16 protein-coding genes and 1 pseudogene are annotated in these 21494 nt (G+C 42.2%); 11 read left to right on the top strand and 6 right to left on the bottom strand.

From position 1 onward, the window contains the following. Positions 1–49 precede the first annotated feature (49 nt). Positions 50–1258 (bottom strand): GNAT family N-acetyltransferase, encoded by a 1209-nt coding sequence (locus NST40_RS19935; RefSeq protein WP_342409917.1) that lies wholly within the window; start codon positions 1256–1258, stop codon positions 50–52. Positions 1259–1487: 229 nt separating this feature from the next. Between NST40_RS19935 and NST40_RS19930 the strand changes: the two are divergent. The 4 genes and pseudogenes from NST40_RS19930 to NST40_RS19915 form a co-directional block, all read left to right on the top strand. Next, a pseudogene (locus tag NST40_RS19930) lies at positions 1488–1622 on the top strand (PTS sugar transporter subunit IIC); the annotation flags it as partial. Next, entirely contained in the window at positions 1612–1740 is a 129-nt protein-coding gene (locus NST40_RS19925) for a hypothetical protein (protein ID WP_081393586.1), read from the top strand. The pseudogene NST40_RS19930 and the gene NST40_RS19925, both read left to right, overlap by 11 nt. Before the next feature lie 348 nt (positions 1741–2088). Continuing rightward, entirely contained in the window at positions 2089–3177 is a 1089-nt protein-coding gene (locus tag NST40_RS19920) for a DUF1648 domain-containing protein (RefSeq protein WP_076220041.1), read from the top strand. 212 nt (positions 3178–3389) lie between these two features. Then, positions 3390–4379: an aldo/keto reductase family protein gene (locus NST40_RS19915; protein ID WP_076220040.1), complete on the top strand. Its 990-nt coding sequence runs from the start codon at positions 3390–3392 to the stop codon at positions 4377–4379. Positions 4380–4387: 8 nt separating this feature from the next. On the opposite strand, the gene NST40_RS19910 is transcribed toward NST40_RS19915, so the two are convergent. Then, a complete protein-coding gene (locus tag NST40_RS19910; protein ID WP_076220039.1) occupies positions 4388–5287 on the bottom strand; it encodes a LysR family transcriptional regulator in 900 nt (299 codons plus the stop codon). 177 nt (positions 5288–5464) lie between these two features. Here NST40_RS19910 and NST40_RS19905 point away from each other — a divergent pair, with 177 nt between their 5' ends. Together NST40_RS19905 and NST40_RS19900 are read left to right on the top strand one after the other, a co-directional pair. Beyond that, positions 5465–6298, top strand: a complete 834-nt coding sequence (locus tag NST40_RS19905) for a sugar phosphate isomerase/epimerase (RefSeq protein ID WP_076276169.1) — start codon at positions 5465–5467, stop codon at positions 6296–6298. Positions 6299–6590: 292 nt separating this feature from the next. Then, positions 6591–9707 carry an ATP-binding protein gene (locus tag NST40_RS19900; RefSeq protein WP_342409916.1) on the top strand — a complete coding sequence of 1039 codons (3117 nt, stop codon included), beginning with the start codon at positions 6591–6593 and terminating at the stop codon, positions 9705–9707. Here the strand turns inward: NST40_RS19900 and NST40_RS19895 are convergent. After that, positions 9694–10239 (bottom strand): CDP-alcohol phosphatidyltransferase family protein, encoded by a 546-nt coding sequence (locus NST40_RS19895; protein ID WP_076276235.1) that lies wholly within the window; start codon positions 10237–10239, stop codon positions 9694–9696. The genes NST40_RS19900 and NST40_RS19895 overlap by 14 nt on opposite strands. Positions 10240–10392: 153 nt before the next feature. Between NST40_RS19895 and NST40_RS19890 the strand changes: the two genes are divergently transcribed. Further along, positions 10393–11526 (top strand): SGNH/GDSL hydrolase family protein, encoded by a 1134-nt coding sequence (locus NST40_RS19890; RefSeq protein ID WP_342409915.1) that lies wholly within the window; start codon positions 10393–10395, stop codon positions 11524–11526. A 69-nt stretch (positions 11527–11595) separates the two neighbouring features. On the opposite strand, the gene NST40_RS19885 is transcribed toward NST40_RS19890, so the two are convergent. From NST40_RS19885 to NST40_RS19875, 3 genes are all read right to left on the bottom strand, one after another. Then, positions 11596–13281 carry an ABC transporter substrate-binding protein gene (locus NST40_RS19885; RefSeq protein ID WP_076127158.1) on the bottom strand — a complete coding sequence of 562 codons (1686 nt, stop codon included), beginning with the start codon at positions 13279–13281 and terminating at the stop codon, positions 11596–11598. A 105-nt stretch (positions 13282–13386) separates the two neighbouring features. Next, complete coding sequence (locus NST40_RS19880; protein WP_076218728.1) at positions 13387–14997, bottom strand: response regulator; 1611 nt, start codon at positions 14995–14997, stop codon at positions 13387–13389. 4 nt (positions 14998–15001) lie between these two features. After that, a complete protein-coding gene (locus tag NST40_RS19875) occupies positions 15002–16813 on the bottom strand; it encodes a histidine kinase (RefSeq protein ID WP_342409914.1) in 1812 nt (603 codons plus the stop codon). A gap of 144 nt (positions 16814–16957) precedes the next feature. Here NST40_RS19875 and NST40_RS19870 point away from each other — a divergent pair, with 144 nt between their 5' ends. The 4 genes from NST40_RS19870 to NST40_RS19855 all read left to right on the top strand — a co-directional run bounded on the left by NST40_RS19870 (position 16958) and on the right by NST40_RS19855 (position 21373). Then, positions 16958–17914 (top strand): ABC transporter permease subunit, encoded by a 957-nt coding sequence (locus NST40_RS19870; protein WP_036688682.1) that lies wholly within the window; start codon positions 16958–16960, stop codon positions 17912–17914. A gap of 15 nt (positions 17915–17929) precedes the next feature. Next, on the top strand, positions 17930–18802 hold the full coding sequence (locus NST40_RS19865; RefSeq protein WP_036688680.1) for a carbohydrate ABC transporter permease: 873 nt from the start codon (positions 17930–17932) through the stop codon (positions 18800–18802). Positions 18803–19122: 320 nt separating this feature from the next. Next, entirely contained in the window at positions 19123–19770 is a 648-nt protein-coding gene (locus tag NST40_RS19860) for a FusB/FusC family EF-G-binding protein (RefSeq protein WP_076179940.1), read from the top strand. Between the two features lie 250 nt (positions 19771–20020). After that, positions 20021–21373, top strand: a complete 1353-nt coding sequence (locus NST40_RS19855) for a sodium-dependent transporter (RefSeq protein WP_076127152.1) — start codon at positions 20021–20023, stop codon at positions 21371–21373. The last annotated feature ends 121 nt before the right edge of the window (positions 21374–21494 follow it).

Raw genomic sequence — 21494 nt, 5'->3', positions numbered from 1 at the left:
TGGACTTGCGACACACCCTTATTTTAAAATGGTAGGAATCAAAAATGGCTTAAAATTTATCGGTCAAATAAAACACGGCTTGTTGTTTCGGAAATAGAGCTTGAAGGATGTTAGCGTCCTCCGTACTGTCCTTTGCTGCGCCTGCTTCATTATAGCCGAACATGATATAAGTCATTAGCTCGCGTTCATCTACTTCTATTGAAGTATAGGGATTGGTATGATTACTAGCATCGGAAACAGAAAGCTGCTTTTGCTTATAATCCAAGTAGATACAGTCCTCATTGCTGCGAAGTGCAATATGCAGCTCCTGGCCTGCAATTAGGTTGCTACGGTTTAGGCGATCTTCTAATTCAGGCTGAAGCTTATGGAAAGTTGAACTGAGATTGATCATTTTCCACATCGCCATATTGATTTGAATTGAATTTGCTTGATGCTGTTGGTAATAGGAATATAGCTTATGGTCCTCTGGGAGCATCGCTAATATTTGCTTTGCATTTTGGCGCAGCTGACATAAGGCATGAAACAAAGCTTCAACACCGTTTTCGGCTTCGTTCAAATACAATAATTCATTAATAAATACTTGTTCAGTATCTTTCTTTTCAATGATGCCATAAGCGACGATTTTTCCATTTCTGCGAAGGAGCAAGCAGTCAACTTTCTTCCATTCCGGCCAGGTCAATAAATCATTCCAATACGGTTTACTTCGGATCACGGTGTAGGTACGATTCTTATTAAATTGTTCATAGATGAAACGGATATCATCGAGATAACAGGCTTCAAAAGGAATGATTTCATCACTGCTTTGCTGCTGCTCCAAACTTGCTGGTTTTTCAATTGCGAAAGCAGTCTCGGGAATAAGTCTCCAGCCAGCTTTTTCATAAAACGCATGCTTACTAGCCAAAAGCAAGCTTATATCATAATCGGTTTCTTTCATATAGTTGGTCTGCGCATGAAGAATTTTGTGTGCAAGCCCCAGCCCGCGGTAATTTAGATCTGTACCGACACTCCCCATTGCACCCGTTTTCAAGATCGCTTGACCGACTCTAATATGAAACGGAAAAATTTGTACATTAGATGCAATCTTATCGTCAACCATCGCAAACCATGTTGTATCTGGATCATATGTGGTGTCTAGGTCTAATCTTTCTTGGAAATAAGCTCGGCCTACGGAAAAGCATTCATCTAAAATATCGTAAATCTTTTCAAGCTGCTCTCTAGTTGGATGGTTCATTACGATGATGTTTGGTGTCGTCGTCATCTTTCATTTCCTCCTGCGCCGTAATGTTGGGATAAATTTAATAAATGAAAAAAAAGGTTTTTTTGAAATTTAATTTCTTAACTTATAGTTTAATGTTGAAAAAAAATTTCGTCAATAATGGAACGTGTGGAATCATAGAAGTGATACAAAATTTAGATTGCTCAATATAGTCTAAATGAGGATTAGGAAATTAGCGACTTCGGCTGAGCAATTACAAGCACAAAGTGCACAAATGAAGGGGCAGCTTAAAAAGAAGAATGATAAACCGTTCAAGAACTTTTTGCGAAAAATCGGAAATATTTTCATACTAATGATTCCTGCATTTGTTGGAGCGGGTATAATTGCGGGGAAGTATGATTTCGCAAATTGAGCTAGACTTAAATGAATTGCCAGAATCAGAGAAAAAAGTAGCGGAGTACATTCTTGTAAATGCTAAAGAAGTGCTGCATATGACCATACATGAGTTAATGGAACAAACCTGAGCAAGTACTATATTAAGCATGGATGGACTTATTTATACTCTGACGCAGTGATCCGCACCATTGCAGATACGAGGCGAGTCCTTTACCTACACAGAATTTCAAACAGATGTACTTGCCATAATTCAGTTTTCAGATGAGTAGCTCTGCGTAGCAAAAAAACTGGATAAATTGTTAATTTCACCCCTACAGTCACTAAAATCGATTATAATAAAATTTATGTTCAAGTCGATCACCTATCCTAAGTTAATAGGATCATCATACGCAAAAAGGCATAGCGCTGAATCGCCTATGCTATAAGGGTTATAGAGTTTTTAAATACACACTTATGTATAAGAGGAGGCGAATGATATGACGATAATGCCTGTTATAGTAATGATCTTTGTATTTGTACCTGCCATTGTACTCATGGTAAGCATGCCTTATTTAACAAGAGAGACGATTAGTTTTGGGGTCACCGTCAGCCCTGTACAATTCCATAGTGAGCCTCTGCGCCAGATGCGGAAGTCATATGCTAGGATTAGTGCTACCGTGCATACCATCCTATTCATTGTTTGTATCCTCTGTCTAATATACGGTGATGAACATTCCAAGCAACAAAGTTGGATCATTGTCACTTATTCACTCGCCATGGTCGTAATCTCCCTAGTCATAAACATTAGCTATCATTTCAAAATGAAAAGTTTACTACCTATGCTGCCTATTGCTCTGGAACCATCGATCATGGCAGTGGACACTGGATTTCGGAAAATAAACATTGGCTTGTCTAATAATTGGTTCCTCATTCATGTTTTAATTACTGTTGTTAGTATTGTAACTGTGCTGCGCAACTACGATCTGATTCCTGATCAGATTCCGATCCATTACAACAGCAGTTGGAACGTAGACCGCTATGCAGCTAAATCTTTTAGTTCTGTGTTTATGCCTACGATCATGCAAGTGTTCATAACACTTTTGTTCATATTTGAGAATTGGAGTATTCGCAGAGTAAAGCAGCAGGTTCAACCCAATGATCCTAACCGTTCCATCAGACAAGACGCAGCTTACCGCCGTACTTGGTCATATTTTATGCTTACAGCAAGCTTCTTAATAGTTATCCTGTTTTCCGTCGTGCAACTAAACATGATATCTCTGCTTAACATGAGTTTCGCTATCCCTATTATCCTAATCATAATAGCCCTTGTCATCCTATACGCCTTGGCCTTAACGTTCTGGGCTGGTCAGGGCGAAAGCCGCTTGGAGCGATCTGCCGATAGCTCCAATGTCAGACCTGTCCATGATGATGATAAATGGCGATTAGGTATGATTTATTTCAATCGTAAAGATCCAAACCTAATCGTCAAGAAAAGGCTCGGAGTCGGCTGGGGATTAAATTTCGGTCACCCAGTAAGCTGGCTGTTTTGGCTCGGAATTATTGTACTGTTAGTTGTGGTGCGGTAACAAAGCTTGGTGGTTAATACTCACCGGAGTATAGGCGAAGTTAGAGTTTCGAAACAGAATATTTACCGAAAAAAACGCCTAAAGGGCGTTTTTTTTATTATCTTTAAGGATCTCAGTAATATCTTTTTTGAATTAAACCGCATCTTAAAGAGTATTTCTCGTATTAATATCTCTTTGTTACAATCAGATTGTTATCTAAAGGAGGGTATAAAATGAACTATCGCAAATTAGGAACGAGTGGCTTACATCTAAGTGAGATTGCTTATGGTAATTGGATTACACATGGTGCTCAAGTGGACAATGATACTGCCCATGCTTGTGTTCTCGCTGCATTGGATGTAGGGATCACAACATTTGATACTGCAGATGTATATTCCGATACGAAAGCTGAGATGGTGCTGGGCCAAGCATTAAAAGGAGTGCACAGAGCTGATATCGAATTGTGTACCAAGGTGTGCCATCCCACAGGGACGGGACGTAACGCAAGAGGTCTGTCCCGCAAGCATATTATGGAGGCGTGCCATGCTTCACTGAACAGATTACAGACCGATTATATTGATATCTATTATGCGCATCGCTTTGACGCAACAGTATCCCTTGAAGAGACCTTCTTGGCTTTTTCGGATCTGGTGCGTCAAGGTAAGGTTCTCTATGTCGGGATAAGTGAGTGGACGGCGGATCAGATAGCAGAAGGTGCTGTTTTGGCGAGGGAATTGAAGGTGCCATTGGTGGCTAGTCAACCTCAATATTCGATGTTATGGCGCGTGATGGAGACGGAGGTAGTTCAAGCTTGTGAGCGGGAAGGGATTGGACAGGTGGTCTGGTCGCCGCTTGCTCAAGGGATTCTGTCAGGCAAATATATGCCAGGTCAACCATTGCCAGAGGGTTCTCGTGCTTCAACAGCTGCGGGCTCACCATTTATGAATAAATTGGCGGGTCAGTGGCTTCGGACTGTGGTGCTTGAGGCGGTCTCGAATCTCTCTTCCATCGCCAGCGAAGTTGGGTTGACGCTTCCGCAGTTGGCTATAGCATGGGTGTTGCAAAATCCACAAGTCTCATCTGCAATTATTGGGGCATCCAAACCTAAGCAGGTTATAGAAAATGCCAAAGCTGCGGGAGTTCGTCTGGATAGGGAAGTGATGTTGGAAATCGATAGGGTGCTAGAAGGACTCGTTGAACGTGATCCTAGAAAAACGGGCTGAATATTATATTATTCACCATTAATAGCTTCTGAACTCATTTGTCCTATGATCTCTAGTAACGCGGATAAGGAGGCACGATCGCAATCGGTTCTCCAAGCGGCATAAAGGGGAATCGATGGTGTGCTTTCTTCAAAAGGACGAAATGCGACACCTTCACGCTGAAAAATAGCAACTGAAGAGGGCACAATGGAAACTCCAAGATTAGCAGCTACCAAGTTTACAATGGTGTACATCTGAATGGCTTCCTGTACAACATTCGGATACACGTCGTGTTGGGCGCAGAAGCTCATAATGAGGTCATGAAAAGGTGCTCCTAAATGACGTGGGAACGATATAAACGGCTCTAAAGCTAAAGAGCGAATGGATAACACCGGTAATTGAGCTAGGTGATGCTGCTCTGGCAAAACGGCAATAAGCGATTCATTGACTAAGGGACGATGCTCGATATGTTTGCCCGACTCTGTATAACGTACAAATCCAATGTGAATCGTTCCTTCATGTAAAGCCTGCCACTGCTGAGCAGACGTCATCTCATGTAATGTGAGTTGGACTTGTGGATAACGTTCCCGAAACATTTTTAACATATTAACCAATACTCCACCAGCTGCAGAATCTATAAATCCAATGTTCAAATGTCCGATAATTCCTTGATCGACTAATTGTGTTGTTTTAATAGAGCGTTCCAGTTGAGATAAAATGGATTTAGCCTCCTCTAGAAATACCGCCCCTGCTGACGTGAGACGAACTTGTCTTTTATTCCGTTCTAATAGTTTCACACCAATTTCATTCTCCAGAGCTTGAATTTGCTGGCTTAAGGGAGGCTGCGTCATATTTAGCTTCTCTGCTGCACGGTTAAAATGCAGTTCCTCTGCTACTGCGATAAAGTATTGTAATTTTTTTATGTCCATACTTTTCATTCTCCCTTGAAATGCTTCTCCAAGCAAGTATAAGGATCTTTGAACGAAAATGAAAGGAATGACATGTCCTCTGAGGTGTTTTATTCGAGTGCCAAATGCGCTAGACTTGGAATGGGTACCCAGTACAATGGCGTACTGTTTGATTGGTCATAAAGGGGGAGAACGACGATGATAAGAGGATTAACAACAGCGGGTTTGGGAGAAATTGCTTCTAATGAAGAATATATCAGACTTGCGAGCCAATTCGGGTTTCAGGCCATAGACGTCAATCCATTAGAGTTGGTACAGCAGTATGGCAAGGATGGGTCCATCCAATTACTGGAAAGTCAAGGCATCATGCTAGGATCATTTGGTTTAGAGGTAGATTGGCGCACGACAGAGGAAAGCTTTAGGAAAAGTCTGAAATCGCTTACGCTGATGGTTGAGGCCGCTGCTGCATTAAATTGCACCACATGCTGTACCTATATTTTGCCTTCGACAGATCTTCCGGTCGCACCGTTCATGATTGCAGCCACTAGACGTTTAAGACTATGTGCAGAAATATTAGGCGCCTATGGTATTTCGCTAGCCTTAGAGTTCGTTGGTCCTCATCACTTACGTACACAATGGGCAAATCCGCTAATCTGGACGATGCAAGATACGTTGGACTGGATGGATACAATTCAAGTGAGAAATATCGGTTTGTTACTGGATTCCTATCATTGGCATACGAATGGATTAACGAGTGAGGACCTGCTGAAATTACAACCGCATCAAATTGCGTATGTCCATATTAATGATGCTAAACCTCTGCTGATAGAGGAATTGCTTGATTCCGATCGATTGTATCCAGGGGAAGGATCCATTGATCTTACCGGATTCTTGGGAAGCTTGAAAAAGATCGGATACAAGGGCGTTATCGCTCAAGAAGTGCTAGCGCCAGCTTCATCACAAAGTTCATCTGAATTATTTTCTCGTTCCAAAGCAGGCTTCGATAAAGTATTCTCATCACTGGAAATCTAACCCCATCGAAACCCACATTGGAAGGAGCGTTAAGGATGAGTCTGTTCAGTCGGACGTTCAAAACAAATGTGGGAGTAATGCCTAGTAAGTTCGCCGCGATGCGATCTGCTTTAATCAATAAATCGCAATAAAAGAATCGACCATCTGCTCTATGGGATGGTTGATTTTTTTCCTCTGAACATAGGAATACATACGTCTATAGGCCTCTTAATATAGTATAATCATACTGTATTGCTCAAAGTTGGAGATAGGGATATAGCACTATTAAATACTATTGACGAATGAGGAGTCTATGAGAACTTCGGAGAATAAAATTAAGTTAAGTCATATGTTGTACATAGTAGTATTCATCTGCCTGCTGATTGCAATACGCTGGAGCTGGTACAATCATTTTAATCTGTCTAATCCTCCTGTAGTGGAGCAAGGTGTGCTCGATTTGCGGGGAGTAGACCTTGAATCACTAAGCTCCTTTCCATTGGATGGAGAATGGGAGTTTTATCCTGAACAATGGGTGAACGCTGCCAATATGGATAGTGTTTTAAAAGGCCAGATGCTTCAGGTGCCGGGTAACTGGAATTCTGTATTCAATTCTGCTGAGCAAAAGAAGGCGTATGGATACGGAACTTATCATTTGCGGATTCTGCTAGATCGTCCCTTGTCTGAGCCACTTAGCTTTTGGTTCCAATCCATCTATACTTCTTCTGAAGTGGAGATTAATGGAACAGTCCTCTCACGGTTTGGAGTGTTATCTGACGAGAAGGAAGAGCATGTTTATGTGACGAAAGCATTCTTAATCAGTTATACACCTACAGATCAGAAGCATCTGGATCTGTTTGTTCGGACGTCAAACTATGAGTCTCCACTAAAAGGGGGCATAATTCGGTCCGTGGAGTTTGGCATTCAACATGGGGTAGACACTATATACTGGAATTCCATTGGCTTGCAGCTAGTCGTAGGGGTCATGCTTCTTCTACATGGGTTGTATTTATTGATTATCTATCTGATGGATGTACGAAAAACAGAGCTGATTATTTTTTTCCTAATGATGGTCGCTGCGGCTGTATCCATTGGGGTTGAACATAATGGACTGTTGTTCAGGTTTCTTCATGTTGATTTTGCCTGGATGCTGAGGTTAAAGGTTCTTTCGTATATAGGGTTTTGTTTATTCCTTTTATTGATGGGAAGAGAACTATTGGGGAATCGACGGAAAGGCAAGGCGTTTTATAGTTACATCCTGTCAGTTCTCATTTTTACTTTATTTATTATTGTAGGTCCTGAAGAGGCAGTGTTATATGTCATCGGAAAAGGGTATTACATGATCCTGTATTACGTTCCAGTGTGTTGGACGGTATATTATTTTTGGAAGATGGTAGCCTTACGAGCTGAAGGTGCTCTATTTTTATTGTTTTCAGTGTTAGCAGTACTAAATAATATGTTGTGGGGGGCTGTCTACTATGCCGGTAGCTCACAATTTATGTTTTATCCCGTAGATTTAATTGCTGCCCTTGCCGCATTTTCCGCCTATTGGTTTAGGAGATATTTTCATCAATCCCATCAAAATGTGTTACTGAACGCTCAATTGGCGGAATCCAATAAATTAAAGGACCGTTTTCTAGCCAATACGTCACATGAGCTGCGCACTCCACTGCATGGGATTATGAATATTGCCCAAAGTGTGTTAACAAGAAAAAAACATGTGCTGGATGAAGAGAGCCAGCGTGACATGGAATTGCTAATTATGGTCAGTCGCCGGATGTCGCTTATGCTGAATGACTTGCTTGATGTTGTGCGATTGCAGGATAAGCGGATTGTGATGAATATAAAGGCGCTGCAAGTGAGGTCATTGGCTGAAGGTGTAATGGATATGTTACGTTTCTTAACCGGTGGGACGAAGGTGGAGCTTCGAATGTCTATAGATGAGAATCTGCCTCGTGTTTATGCTGATGAGGAGCGATTGGTGCAGATTCTGATTAATTTAGTTCATAACGCACTAAAGTACACCGAACAGGGAAGTGTTGAACTGGCCGCAGAACAAGTGGGTGGGGATGTATGGATACATGTTACGGATACAGGAGTAGGTATGGATGAAGCTTTGAAAAAGCGTGTTTTTATGCGCTATGAACAAGGGGCTTACGGTCAAGGCGGCATTGGGTTGGGGCTTAGTATCTGTAAGGAGCTGGTCGAACTGCATGGCAGTGAATTATTGCTGCAATCGCAGCCGGGTCAGGGAAGTAAGTTCAGCTTTAAATTACCTGTAGCCAAAGGGAGCCTGCAGTCATCTATTCCAGATGTTCATACAGAAAAAGATTCGGATCCATTGTCACCATTCAGCACGTGGATAACTGCGGAGAAATCAGCTATGGTGGCTGCCACCTATAACACAAAGGAAGTAGAGGCACTCTCGAAGCTCGATACAGACGCTGACATCATACATGTGCTGGCGGTTGATGATGATTCGGTCAATTTAAAAGTTCTGCAAAATATTTTATCAGATGGAGCCTATCGGATTGATACAACGACTTCAGCCCGTGAGGCGCTGGATATGTTGCATCATGAGCAGTTCGATTTGGTTATCGCTGATGTGATGATGCCGGGCATGTCTGGATATGAATTGACAAGATTGATACGCGAGCGGTTCACGATGTATGAACTTCCTATTATTCTATTGACCGCTCGCAGTGAGCAGGAGGATGTTTACGCAGGTTTCTTGGCTGGAGCTAATGACTATGTACCCAAGCCAGTAGATGCCATGGAATTGAAGTATCGTGCTTCGTCGCTCACTTCTATGAAGCAAGCAGTCAATGATCGTTTGAGAATGGAGGCTGCTTATTTACAAGCGCAGATCCATCCACATTTTCTCTTTAATACATTAAATTCGATTATGTCCTTGAGTGATTTTGACACTGTCAAAATGAAAGATCTTTCAGATGCATTCACTACTTATCTGCGGATCAGCTTTGACTTCTTAAATGCAGGCAAACTTGTTTCGCTGTCGCAAGAGCTGGAGCTGGTCGAGAATTATGTATATATCCAGCAGCAGCGTTTTGAGGAGAGGCTGCAGGTTGAATGGGAGGTAGACGCGAATCTACAGCTTCTAATTCCTCCGCTGACCATTCAGCCACTGGTCGAGAACGCCGTCCGGCATGGGATCTTAAGTCGGGCAAAAGGTGGAACCTTGCGTATTCACATCGAGACACATGCGGAGGCTGTTCATTTTATCATTGCTGATACGGGGATTGGAATGGATGAAGCTCAAGTCAGTAAGTTATTGCAACCAAAAAGTCTTAAGGATCAAGGAATTGGGCTCCTTAATACAGATCGGAGATTAACACAATTATATGGACAAGGCTTGAAGATTCAAAGTATTCCTGGGGTGGGAACTACGGTGTCTTTCATTATTCCTGATTAGGAGGGTTGTAAAACCATCCTTTTCTGTCCAGCTGTAATTGAGTGGATGTGATTTGGATGATCAATTCTTCCACAGCGGATAAGGTTGCAACTATACAGACAATGGTTGTCCAAATGGTGGGGTTACTATGGGAAAGCCATATAGGAGTTACAAATAAGAGAAGCCCGGTGAATTTATTGCCGTAGGTATGGATACTTGCGTAAGTTTTGAATCTGCGGAGGGCAATCCCTATCGATGTTATGCGGAAGCCCGCGATTAAGAAGATCCATAGGATGAATTCGAGGGTAAGACCCAGATACGGATACAAAGTAAATAAGCAGATCCCGATTAGTATCGTGTCGGCAGCAGAATCCAGCTTTGCTCCGAGATGACTTGTTGTGCCTGATTTTCGGGCAATTGGACCATCTATCAGATCGGTGACTCCGCAAAGGATATAAATTGCAAGAAAGGCCGAACTTAGCGGCTCGAAGAATAACAGCATTATTGCCAAAATAATTCTGCCAAGTGTAATACAGTTAGGTATAACTTTCAACTTCAATCCCACCTTTGTTCATGACCTCATTTAATTCTATTGTACCAGAGGAAGAGTATATGCTATTTGGAAAAGGATTATAAGATAGTATTGAAGAAGTAGTGAAGTAGAAGTGTAGATTAGGATTCTAGCGGTAATTTAGGAGGCGATTTTATGAAACAGAATACAAACTTAAAGGTACATACATTAGCTGATATCGAACATCTGAAAATTCACGGCAGAACAACAGGGTCACTTTCTCCACTAACGTTATTTTGGACAGGCAGTGCGGTCGAATTAAATGTTAAAAATTCTGAGCTATGGCTTGAAGTAGAAGCAGATTATGATGTTTATGAACCCTGGATTAGCATCCTGATCAATTCCGTTCCTGTTAGCAGACAAATGTTAGTAGCAGGCAGGTATTGGATTTGTGTATTTAGAGGCATGAATGATCGTGTTGTGAAAAATGTCCGTATTGTAAAAGATGTGCAGGCAATGAGTGGAGACCCTGGCTGCTCTTTGCAGATACATGCGGTGAAGATGGATGGAAAATTCCTGCCTGTTGCGGACAAACCCCACAAGATAGAGTTCATAGGTGACAGCATCACATCCGGAGAAGGAAGTATAGGTGCCAAGGCTGAAGAAGATTGGATTCCAATGTGGTTTAGCGCCATCAACAACTATACCAGAATGACAGCAGATGCTTTAAATGCAGAATATAGAGTTATTTCTCAAAGTGGCTGGGGCGTCCTTACTAGCTGGGATAATAATCCGCACGGTAATATCCCTGATTGTTATGAGCAGGTTTGTGGTCTTCTAACTGGAGCAAAAAACGAAGCTTTAGGAGCTTTTCAAGAACATTCTTTTGAAACCTGGCAGCCAGATGTTGTGGTAGTTAATCTAGGAACAAATGATGGGGGCGCTTTTCAATCGCCAGAATGGAAAGATGAGGTAACAGGGGAGAGCCATAAACAACGTTTAAATGAAGACGGGACCTATCATGAGGATGATATACAAGCTTTTGTCGATGCCGCCGAGAAATTTCTGATGAAGCTTAGAAAAAATAATCAACATGCACATCTCGTATGGGCATATGGGATGCTTGGTATCCCGATGATGCCAGTGATCTACCGCGCGGTCGATGTTTATAGCAAGAAAACAGGGGACAAGCAGGTTTCTGTATTGCAGCTTCCAAATATGACGGATGAGACCATAGGGGCAAGAAGTCATCCGGGAGCATTAGCTCATGAACAAGCGGCAAAAGAGTTGACGGGGTATTTGAAAGGGATTCTAGCGAGCGAAAGTTAATGAGGAATTCATAAAAAAATAAGCCGGAGCGAAAGGATCACGCTCTGGCTTGTTTTTATTTACTTTAGTCTATTTGGTGGATACAGACTTGAACCATTCGTTAACTTCTTTGGTGATTTGATCACCACCATTTGCTTTCCAGTTGGAAACAAAGGAGTCAAAGGCATCTACAGGAAGCTTACCGTAAATGATTTTGTTGAAGGTTTCCATTTCGGATTGACGAAGCAGATTCCATTTGGATACCATCGTTGGTGTCGCAGCGCCAGTGAAATAGTTCTGTCTACGAATGTCTATTTGTGACATAACAACTTTTGCAGCGGCCCAGTTTTCCGGTTTACGGAACTCAGCCATTTGTTTTTCATAAGGAGTTACAGGGGTTTCACCATCAGCAAGTTTAACCAATGTCTTCATGAACAGATCAGGAATACGAGCCGGTCCAGTTAAGAAAGGAAACTCATTGGAGAAGTCTTTAATCTTCTCTTTATCACTAGTGGGCTTTCCATCAATCATGTCCCAATCGTAGCCTTTAGCAAAGCCGTATTCAAATTCACTACCAGCTGCTGGATTAGCTAGGTTATCAAGCAAGTAGTTGTAGTATAAGAAAATTGCTTCAGGGTGCTTAGCATCTTTGTTAATCATGATACTAGCGTTTACCCCAGAGTTCTGCCATTTGGTACCGATGAGTCCGTCTGGACCTGCTGGAACCGGATAAGCTTTGATCTTCGCTCCAGGTACATTTTTCATAAGATCGGGAGCCGGCCAGTCTGGAACCCAGTTTGCTCCTGGTAGAATACCTGCGGCGCCTTTTGTCCAGCTTTCAGCAGATTTACCTTCATCCCAAAGTGCAGAGTCTGTGTGAATATAACCTTTGTCCATCCACTCACTAAGCTTAGCAAGGGCTTGTTTAGCACCAGGGTTAATGGAACCGTATTCCAGATTGCCGTCGGCATCTTTATTCCATTGTTCCTCAATCGTACCGTAAGCACCGAATAACCAGTCGAGTTGGCCCATCCAGGTGTTTGTATTATTTTTCAAAGAAATCGCAAGTGGGAAAACATCTTTAGGTGCTAGACCGTCAGGGTTTTCGTTCTTAAATTTGTCCATGATATTCTCAAGATCGGCGATTGTTTTTGGAGCCTGAAGGTTCAGCTTTTCCATCCAATCTTCACGTAACCAGAGAAGAGTATCGTCATTATCGGTATATTCAAGGATCGGCATATTGTATTTCTTACCGTCTTTTGTGAATGGATACCAAAGTTCTGGGTGTGCTGCAGCATGATCTTTTAGAATTTTATTAGCATATTTGTCGAACAACTCATCGATAGCAATGAACTGACCGGAATCAATCAGTTGATTGGTCAATACTGCATTGGTTGGTACAGAAACGAAGTCAGGCAGCTTTTCGCCAGAAGCAATGGCAAGCTGAAGCTTTTGTCTGTATTGATCGTCATTGGCAGGATACCAAGTATCTTTATGCTTCATGCCCAGTGTTTCCAGCATCCAGCGATCGTGAACATTGTTTTCTTTGGTATCACCTTGAACATATTTCTTCGGCATCAATACCGAACTGAACTCGATGGGTGGATCGTATTTACCTTTTTCAAAAGCAGCATCTGCTTCAGATAAACTAGTCTCAGACGATGTGGTATTGTTTTGTTTGGCGTTTTCATTATTTCCGCCGCCACTGCCACAGGCTGTGAGTGTGATAAGTGCTGTGACCGTTAACAACGACCACATTTTTTTGAATTTGATCATTCTTTAATTCCCCCTACTGTGTATGATCTTTACAAGTGTAACTTTAACAACTAGTCGGGGATGGCATCTATATGAGATTTTTAGTTTCGATAGGACTCTATCATGCTATTTATTATTGTCTCGATATTCCTGCGGCGTTACTCCGAACTGTCGTTTGAACACTTTTATAAAATAAGCAGGGTCCATATAGCCAATCTCCATGCTGATTTCATAGACTTTTTTAGAGGTAGTCTTCAGCTTATGGCAGGCGCGATCCATGCGCAGACGCGAGATATAATCGCTTATTCCTTCACCCGTTTCAATCTTATAAATTTTTGATAAATGAGTCGGATGGAGGTTTACATGGTCAGCCAGAACCCGTAATGAAACATCTAAATGCAGGTTTTTGTCTGTGAAATCTTGAATCTTTTTCACATATTCAGACCTGATGTCTTTAATTTCGTTAGACGTTCCTTCTTTCAATTTGCTCAGAATGCTGAGGGACCATTTTCTAAGTTTACCGATGGTCGAGAACGCTTCACCGCTTTGCAACCAACCGAGATCGTCTCCCGCTAAGTTAGCTAGAGTATGCCCATTTCGGTGTGCGAGATTCGTGAAGGATGCAGTGATTAAAAAACCGGCCTCCATGCAATGCTCCCACGATTCAGACCATTTCTCATCCAGCTCCGCGCAGACAGCGAGTAGTTTCTCTTCCGCAGCATCCCAATGCCCACTTTCAAGCAGGTGAATTAGTGTCGGCGGGGTGTAAAGGGCATCCAAAGGTCCTTGGGTAGTGGAAGGTTCAAATTCGCTGACCCGCATTACGAATTCGCGCTCGTCTCCCACGATCTGCCGGAAATAAGCTGTGGCCTGACGGAAACGGCTCGACACCTTCTCGGGAAACTGGAACCACTCGGTGATTACTATGGACAGGGAACCTTTCAGAAATTGCTTAACCTTATACTGAAGCTGTAAAGAAAGCTTTTCTAGGATGGTTTCTTTGCCGATGTCGGATCCTTTCTCTTTAAGCTGAAGCAGAAACACAAGATATCCATGTTCCTCTTTAACGCCCCAGACCTGCATGAATTCACCCATAATCTCTTCAGCCATATTGATGATGGCATATTCAATTAAGGTTTGATCATTATTGTTATAATGGCTAAATTCTTCTTCCATGCGTACAAGCATCAAAGCGCAATCGCCAGAATGGAAGGGCAAATCATAAGTTACGAGCTTCCGTTCCCATTCGCCAGCTTGAAATTGATGACCTTGCAAGGCATCAAGGAGCAGTTGACCACGTAAAAGCGGCAGATTTTCCCGTAGGGTAAACTGGGTTCGCTTAAGCGAACTGATAAGTTCCCATTCTGTGTTCAATTGCTCGATGGCAGTTTTGACTGCACCGATAATTTCATCATCGGTAGGTGGCTTAAGCAAGTAATCGACGGCATTATGCTGAAGTGCTTTTTTGGCGTAATCGAACTCCGAATGGCCTGATAAAATAATACATTTGATCTTTTTATCACGTTTTCTTATCCGCTCTATTAATTCAATTCCCGTCATTTCGGGCATTTGGATATCCGAGATCACAATATCAATAGGGTTTGTATCGATAATTTGTAGCGCTTCACGGGCCGAATACGCTTTATGCACCTGTTCAATGCCTAGCGTATGCCAGGGTTTAGTCATGGCAAGATTATCTACCCAGTGTGCTTCATCGTCTACTATAATCATTTGCATGTTGTTATTCTCCTTGATGATTCTTAAATTTAGAATATTCATCCTCCGTAGGGATTTCCCAGATAATCTCTGTTCGGAAACCTCCAAGAGGGGATGGTTTATAGGTTAGACAGGATTGATTGCCGAACAGGTGCATGATCCGCTGATTCGTATTCCAGAGCCCGCAGCCCATTTCTTCCTGCAATGGCTCCTGCATTTTACGATTCAAAGCTTCCAGCTGCTCCGGATTCAAGCCAGGTCCGTCGTCATCAATGTAGATCTTGCAGAAGCCGTTCGAAATCTCACCACTAATGCTGATCTCACCCGATGAATACGATTTTGCCACTCCGTGAATGACTGAATTCTCCACAATAGGTTGTAGCATTAGACGTGGCACAGACTGGCTTAACATGTTCTCAGGGATTTCGATATGATAATCAATTCTGGCATTGCGCAGCTTTTGAATATCCAAATAGTTGACGAGCAGCTTGATTTCTTCATCCAGTGACGCGGTTTCCCGTTCCATTCGGGTAGTATAACGGTAGTAAGCACTTAAATTATAAGCCATGGAGACGACAGCGTCCTCATCCTTCATTTGGGCCATATTGATAATATAACCAAGGCAGTTATAGAGAAAATGCGGATTGATTTGCGCCTGCAGTTGCTTAAGTGTAGCTTCGCGGGCACGGATTTTCTCATTGAACACATTCTCTATCAGGTCTTGAATTTGATGGGACATATCATTAAAGCGATGGAATAGAAACGAAAACTCGTTCCGGCCCTCGTTATGAAGACGTACAGAATAATCTCCACGCTGCACGCGCCGTAAGCCTTTAATTAGCTTTTTGATAGGATATTGAACATTTCTATATAGTAATATGGAAGCGGAAATTCCCATAACAAACAGCAAAATCATCGAGATATAGAACAAATCCTGACTGAGCGAAATGGGTTTTAGGATTTGATATAGAGGGACAACATCTATTAAATTCCAATCCAAATAGGAGGACTTCACAGAGCTGACCAGGTAGTTCTTGCCATTGAGTTTGACTACATCCTGGGTAGTATTCTCAGGTGAGTGTTTATCCAGGTAACGAATGAGTTCTTCAGATAGCTGTTTGTCCGCACTGCGATTCAGAATTGGCGAGTTCCCTTTATGATAGAGAAAAGGATCACCTTGTCCACCTTCCTTGTACGTATCCAGCATGTTCTGAATATTCTCATAACTGAAGCTGGCCTCAATCACCAAGTTGCTTCCCGTCAACATCCCCGGCTGAGCTAAGGAATCTGTATAGAACCAGTAGAAGGATTTTAACTCATCTTTAGATTCCAAGCTGTGATCGCCATACGTCCATTTTCCACTCATATTTCTTTTTAAGTAATCCTCATCATACCCAAATGCTCGATTGTAGTTGGAGATGACATCTTTATTTTGCTGTGAATGTACGGCATATCTGGCAGGCCAAATATCTGCAACCCCAGATTGAAGCACCATCTTTTCCTGAATGACATACCGGGTCTGCATCTGATCATATCGATCCGCCCAAATGTTTAATCCGTTGAAGGCTCTGACATTGGGATCTCTAGAAAGGATAAGGGTGAAGTCCATCATCTGATTAATACGCGAATCAATTTGACTGGACAGAAAAGTGAGCTGCTTCGTATTGGACACCTGCAGCTCTTTGCTTACAACATCGTATGTGACGTTATTTGAAAAGGTATACATGATAATGATGGGGATGAACAAGAGTATGATCAGGCAGTTTATTTTGGCAAATAAACTAAACCGGGATTGTGTTAATTCTCTCAGGGATGTAAAGCGCTTCCAAATATTCATAAATGTACCCTCCAGATGATGTCCTAATAAAACCATATCAAGCCTAACAATGTTATATAGTCAAACCTGAGAAACGCCTGATACTATTTATAGCAGAGATCCCCATCACACACAAAATATTTTTTTTGGGAACAGGAGAGAGCTATGGAGGCTAATTCAATACAGCAGGTAGGCCTGGAAAATAAACCAAGTATAAAAAGAAAAAGAAAAAAAGGCTATAAACAACCATGGGTGCTCCACTTCATGGTATTACCGGCGGCAATTATGGTTTTTATTTTTTCTTATATCCCCATGTCAGGAATACTCATGGCATTTCAGGATTATAAGCCTGCATTAGGATTTTTTGATTCCGAATGGGTCGGACTTAAGCATTTTAGGTACATGTGGGAGAACGATTACTTCCTGCAAATTACCTGGAACACACTGTTTTTTGCTTGCTCCAAAATTGTTTTGAACCTGATTATTCCTTTTATATTCGCCTTGTTGCTTAATGAGGTAAGGAATATGGGCCTTAAAAGATCGATTCAAACACTCGTCTATCTACCGCATTTCTTGTCATGGGTTACCCTTTCAGGAATTCTGATCGATATCCTAGCTCAAACAGGGATTGTGAATCAGTTTATTTCGTCCGTTTTCGGCATAAAACCGATCTTTTTTCTAGGGGACGGCAACTGGTTCCGATTTACCATCATAGCCAGTGATGTTTGGAAAGAATTTGGTTTCAACACGATCATTTTCCTAGCTGCGCTATCCGGCATTAATCCATCACTTTATGAAGCTGCTGAAGTGGATGGGGCAGGTCGCTGGAAGCAAACGATGTATATTACCATACCAGCACTTATTCCAATTGCTATTGTAATTGCGACCTTGGCACTGGGCAATGTATTGAACGCCAACTTTGACCAGGTATTTAACCTATATAGTCCTTTGATCTATCAACAAGGGGATATCATTGATACCTTTGTGTATAGAGAAGGTCTTCTCAGCGGACAATTCAGCTTTGCGACCGCAGTTAATCTTTTTAAATCAGCAATTAGTTTAATTCTAATCGTTATTTCATACCGACTTGCCTATAGATTTGCAGGGTACAGAATTTTCTAGAAAGGATGACAACAAATGTACCATAAAACCCTTCCATATCGAATATTTAGCATATTCAATAATGTGCTCCTAACTATCCTTTCGGTGCTCTGCTTGCTGCCATTGTATCACTTACTCATGGTATCTCTTAGTGCGTCCGCCCCAGCCAATGCTGGGTTGGTCACCTTTTGGCCAATTGGCTTCACTTTGGAGGCCTATGCAAAAACTTTTAACAATACTAATTTTCTTACATCCCTGTGGGTGTCGGTAGAGCGGACAATACTAGGAACAGCACTTGCACTGGTAGTAAATACGGTTGCAGCCTATGCTCTTTCTAAGGAAACTAGAGTTTTCCGGGCGCGTAATATCTATCTTTGGTATTTTGTCGTAACCATGTTGTTCAGTGGGGGTCTGATTCCGGGATATATCCTGATTCTAAAGCTCGGGCTGATGAATTCTTTGATGGCACTTATCTTACCTGGATTGGTAGCCGTATTTAACATCATTTTGCTGCTGAACTTCTTCCGTGGTGTACCTAAGGACCTTGAGGAAGCAGCCTTTATTGATGGAGCAGGACATTTTAAGACCTTTTTGAAAATATATTTACCAGTCTCCTTACCAGTCATTGCAACGGTTTCCTTATTCATGATGGTGGGCCATTGGAACTCTTACTTTGACGGTATAATCTATATCAGAGATTCGGATAAGCTGCCGCTGGCGACGTTTATGCAGACCATTATCGTTCAGGCAGATATGTCCAAGCTTGATCCGTCAGCTGTAGCTAACTTGTCTCAACGGACCATACGGGCTTCACAGATTTTCATAAGTGCGCTACCGATATTGTTAGTTTATCCATTCCTGCAACGTTATTTTGTGACAGGGATCGTAGTCGGCGCTGTAAAAGAATAGTCAAAAAAGAGGGAGTTACTGGACTAGTCCATGTAGCTCCCTTTTTTTTTGTAGGTATGGCATGCAAATAAGCATTCCCAGATGAATTGCGCCTTCTAAAATACGGTGCTATACTTTTGGCATGAAATATGCTCGGAGGTGGTACAGTGCTAATGTTGAAATGCCCATTAGCTAGAAGTTCCTCACGCAAAGCCTAATATAGGGCGATACTTTGCGTGAGGTGCGATGGATGGACTATATCGCCCAACTTAATTTTATCGTTTCTATAAATGGGCTTTGCACCTTATGAACTTTTAATATAAATAAGGGGCTGAAAAGCGATGTGTACACCATTTATTAGAAACCATCAATATAACTTAATTAAGAAACAAACGAAATTTGTTCTGCATACCCTGCGAACCGTTGCGGATCGTAGAGTCTTGGAGACTGTAAGATATAGTGCTGCTACGAACATTATTGAGGCATTTCCTTCTCTTACGGAGAATCACAAGCAGATGCTGGAACAAATATCGACCTTCGAAACTGCAGAAGATTTCCAGAGATATCTTAGTGAATTAGAACCATACCTAGAGTCATATCCGACGATTACGCTGAAGCAGATTCAGAAGCTATTCCCTAAGAATAAGAAACTGAAAGTACCTGATCTACAACTCATCGACTATCGCAACATAACGTATTTGAGTTGGATAGATATTGCCAGTAATAAATTATTCATTATCTATCCGTACGAAGGACAGTTCATTGGTATTGAGGGTAGAATCACACCAACGCACAAAAAAGGGTACTGCATGTTCTGCAATCGGCATCAAGAGCTTGCATTCTTTTATGTTAAGACCAAGAATGTGAACGTTTCGCCGGATAATATTTCTGCTGTGGGTCAATACGTATGTCTGGATAATCTGGAATGTAATCGGAGCATAACCGATACAGCTAAGCTTGAGAGGTTCATTCTCTCTGTCCGCAAATAATGTTTAGAAAAGGCTCCCTTAGTGGGAGCCTTTTTTGTTAAAAATATTGTCAGGATATAGACAATCCGTTTCATTGAAGCAATGGGGCACGACATTAGTGGATATAATGAGATTCAAGGGCCGAATGAATAATATAAGCGTTTACAAACAGAGAATTCGAGTGGTTATAAAAATAGTCAGAAAATTTCCATATGACGTGCTTTGTTACTTAAGCTATAATGAGGTCTAAAAAAGAAAACGGGGCGTTATAATGAATCAAATGAAGGGTAACAAAAATCTTCTCTCGGAGAAGGAGGAACGCTTCTCTTCCGCGGGCTTTATTTTTGCCGCCATCGGCAGCTCGGTTGGGCTAGGGAATATGTGGAAGTTTCCTTATATTACAGGAGAAAATGGGGGGGCAGCTTTTTTCCTGCTTTTCATCGTCTGTTTAGTGCTGATAGGGTTACCGGTGCTGTTGGCAGAACTGGCTATCGGACGCAGCGGGCGTGGTAGCGCGGCGACCTCTTTTATGCGGGCTGGAGGCGGGAAAAGTTGGTTTGCAGCTGGAATGTTGCAGGTACTTGCGCCGTTTCTAATTCTCTCTTTTTATATTATTGTTGCTGGCTGGACGCTGAACTATTCGATGATTGCTTTTAATGGACAACTATTCAGCACTACTGATTATGCAGGCGAATTCAATTCGTTTGTCTCCGGATATATGCCGATCGTTTGGCAGGGGATAGCCATTCTGATTACGGCGGGTGTAGTCATCCTTGGCGTATCAGGCGGGATTGAGAAATTTAACAAAGTATTAATTCCTGGTATGGTCGTACTCCTTGTAGTGTTAATGATTCGCGCAGTAACCTTACCGGGTGCATCCGCAGGGGTATCTTTTTTCCTAAAACCGGACTTTTCAGTGTTGACAGCGGAATCTGCGCTAGTTGCATTGGGACATGCCTTCTTTTCATTATCGCTCGGGATGGGGATTCTCCTGACTTACGGATCTTATGTTGATAAAAAACAATCGCTGGGTACCGCTGCCATCGCAATCGGTGCAGGAGATTTGTTATACGCGTTTATCGCAGGCTTGATTATTTTTCCGACGACGTTCTCATTTGGTATTGCTCCTGATCAGGGGCCTTCGCTGATTTTTATCGCTTTGCCAGCCGCTTTCTCGGCTATGCCTTTTGGTGCGCTTTTCGGCGGTTTGTTCTTTATCTTGCTGGCGATTGCTGCTCTAACCTCAGCTGTATCGCTGCTTGAAGTGCCTGTATCCTTCACAATGGAGCGCTGGAATTGGAGCCGGAAACGTTCGGTTTGGATTTTGACGCTGATCTGTTTCCTTCTTAGTATTCCTTTAGCGATGTCACTGGGGATGTTCCCGGAGCTAACGATTGGTGGCAAATCTCTATTTGATGGGCTGGATTTTATCACCTCTAACATTATGCTGCCGCTTGGAGGTCTGCTGATTACCATCTTCGCCGGTTATTTCTGGAAAGGTGCAGCGGAAGCCGCTGGACTACAGGCGCGCTGGTTCCGTGTTTGGCTGTTTATGCTCCGTTATGTGGCGCCGATCCTAGTGTTCCTAGTGCTGCTCCATACCTCGGGGATTATTTCCTTCTAATTCTGAAATTTATTTATCCAAAAATAGCTCTACACCCCCTGAGGGTTGTAGGGTTTTTTTGTGTTGAAAAGAGGGGATTAAATTGATTTTTAATTCCTACTTGACTAGGTGGAATAATTGG

The sequence above is a fragment of the Paenibacillus sp. FSL R10-2778 genome (assembly GCF_038593035.1).
Taxonomy (GTDB): domain Bacteria; phylum Bacillota; class Bacilli; order Paenibacillales; family Paenibacillaceae; genus Paenibacillus_AQ; species Paenibacillus_AQ odorifer.
This window is presented reverse-complemented; position numbering and strand designations above follow the sequence as displayed.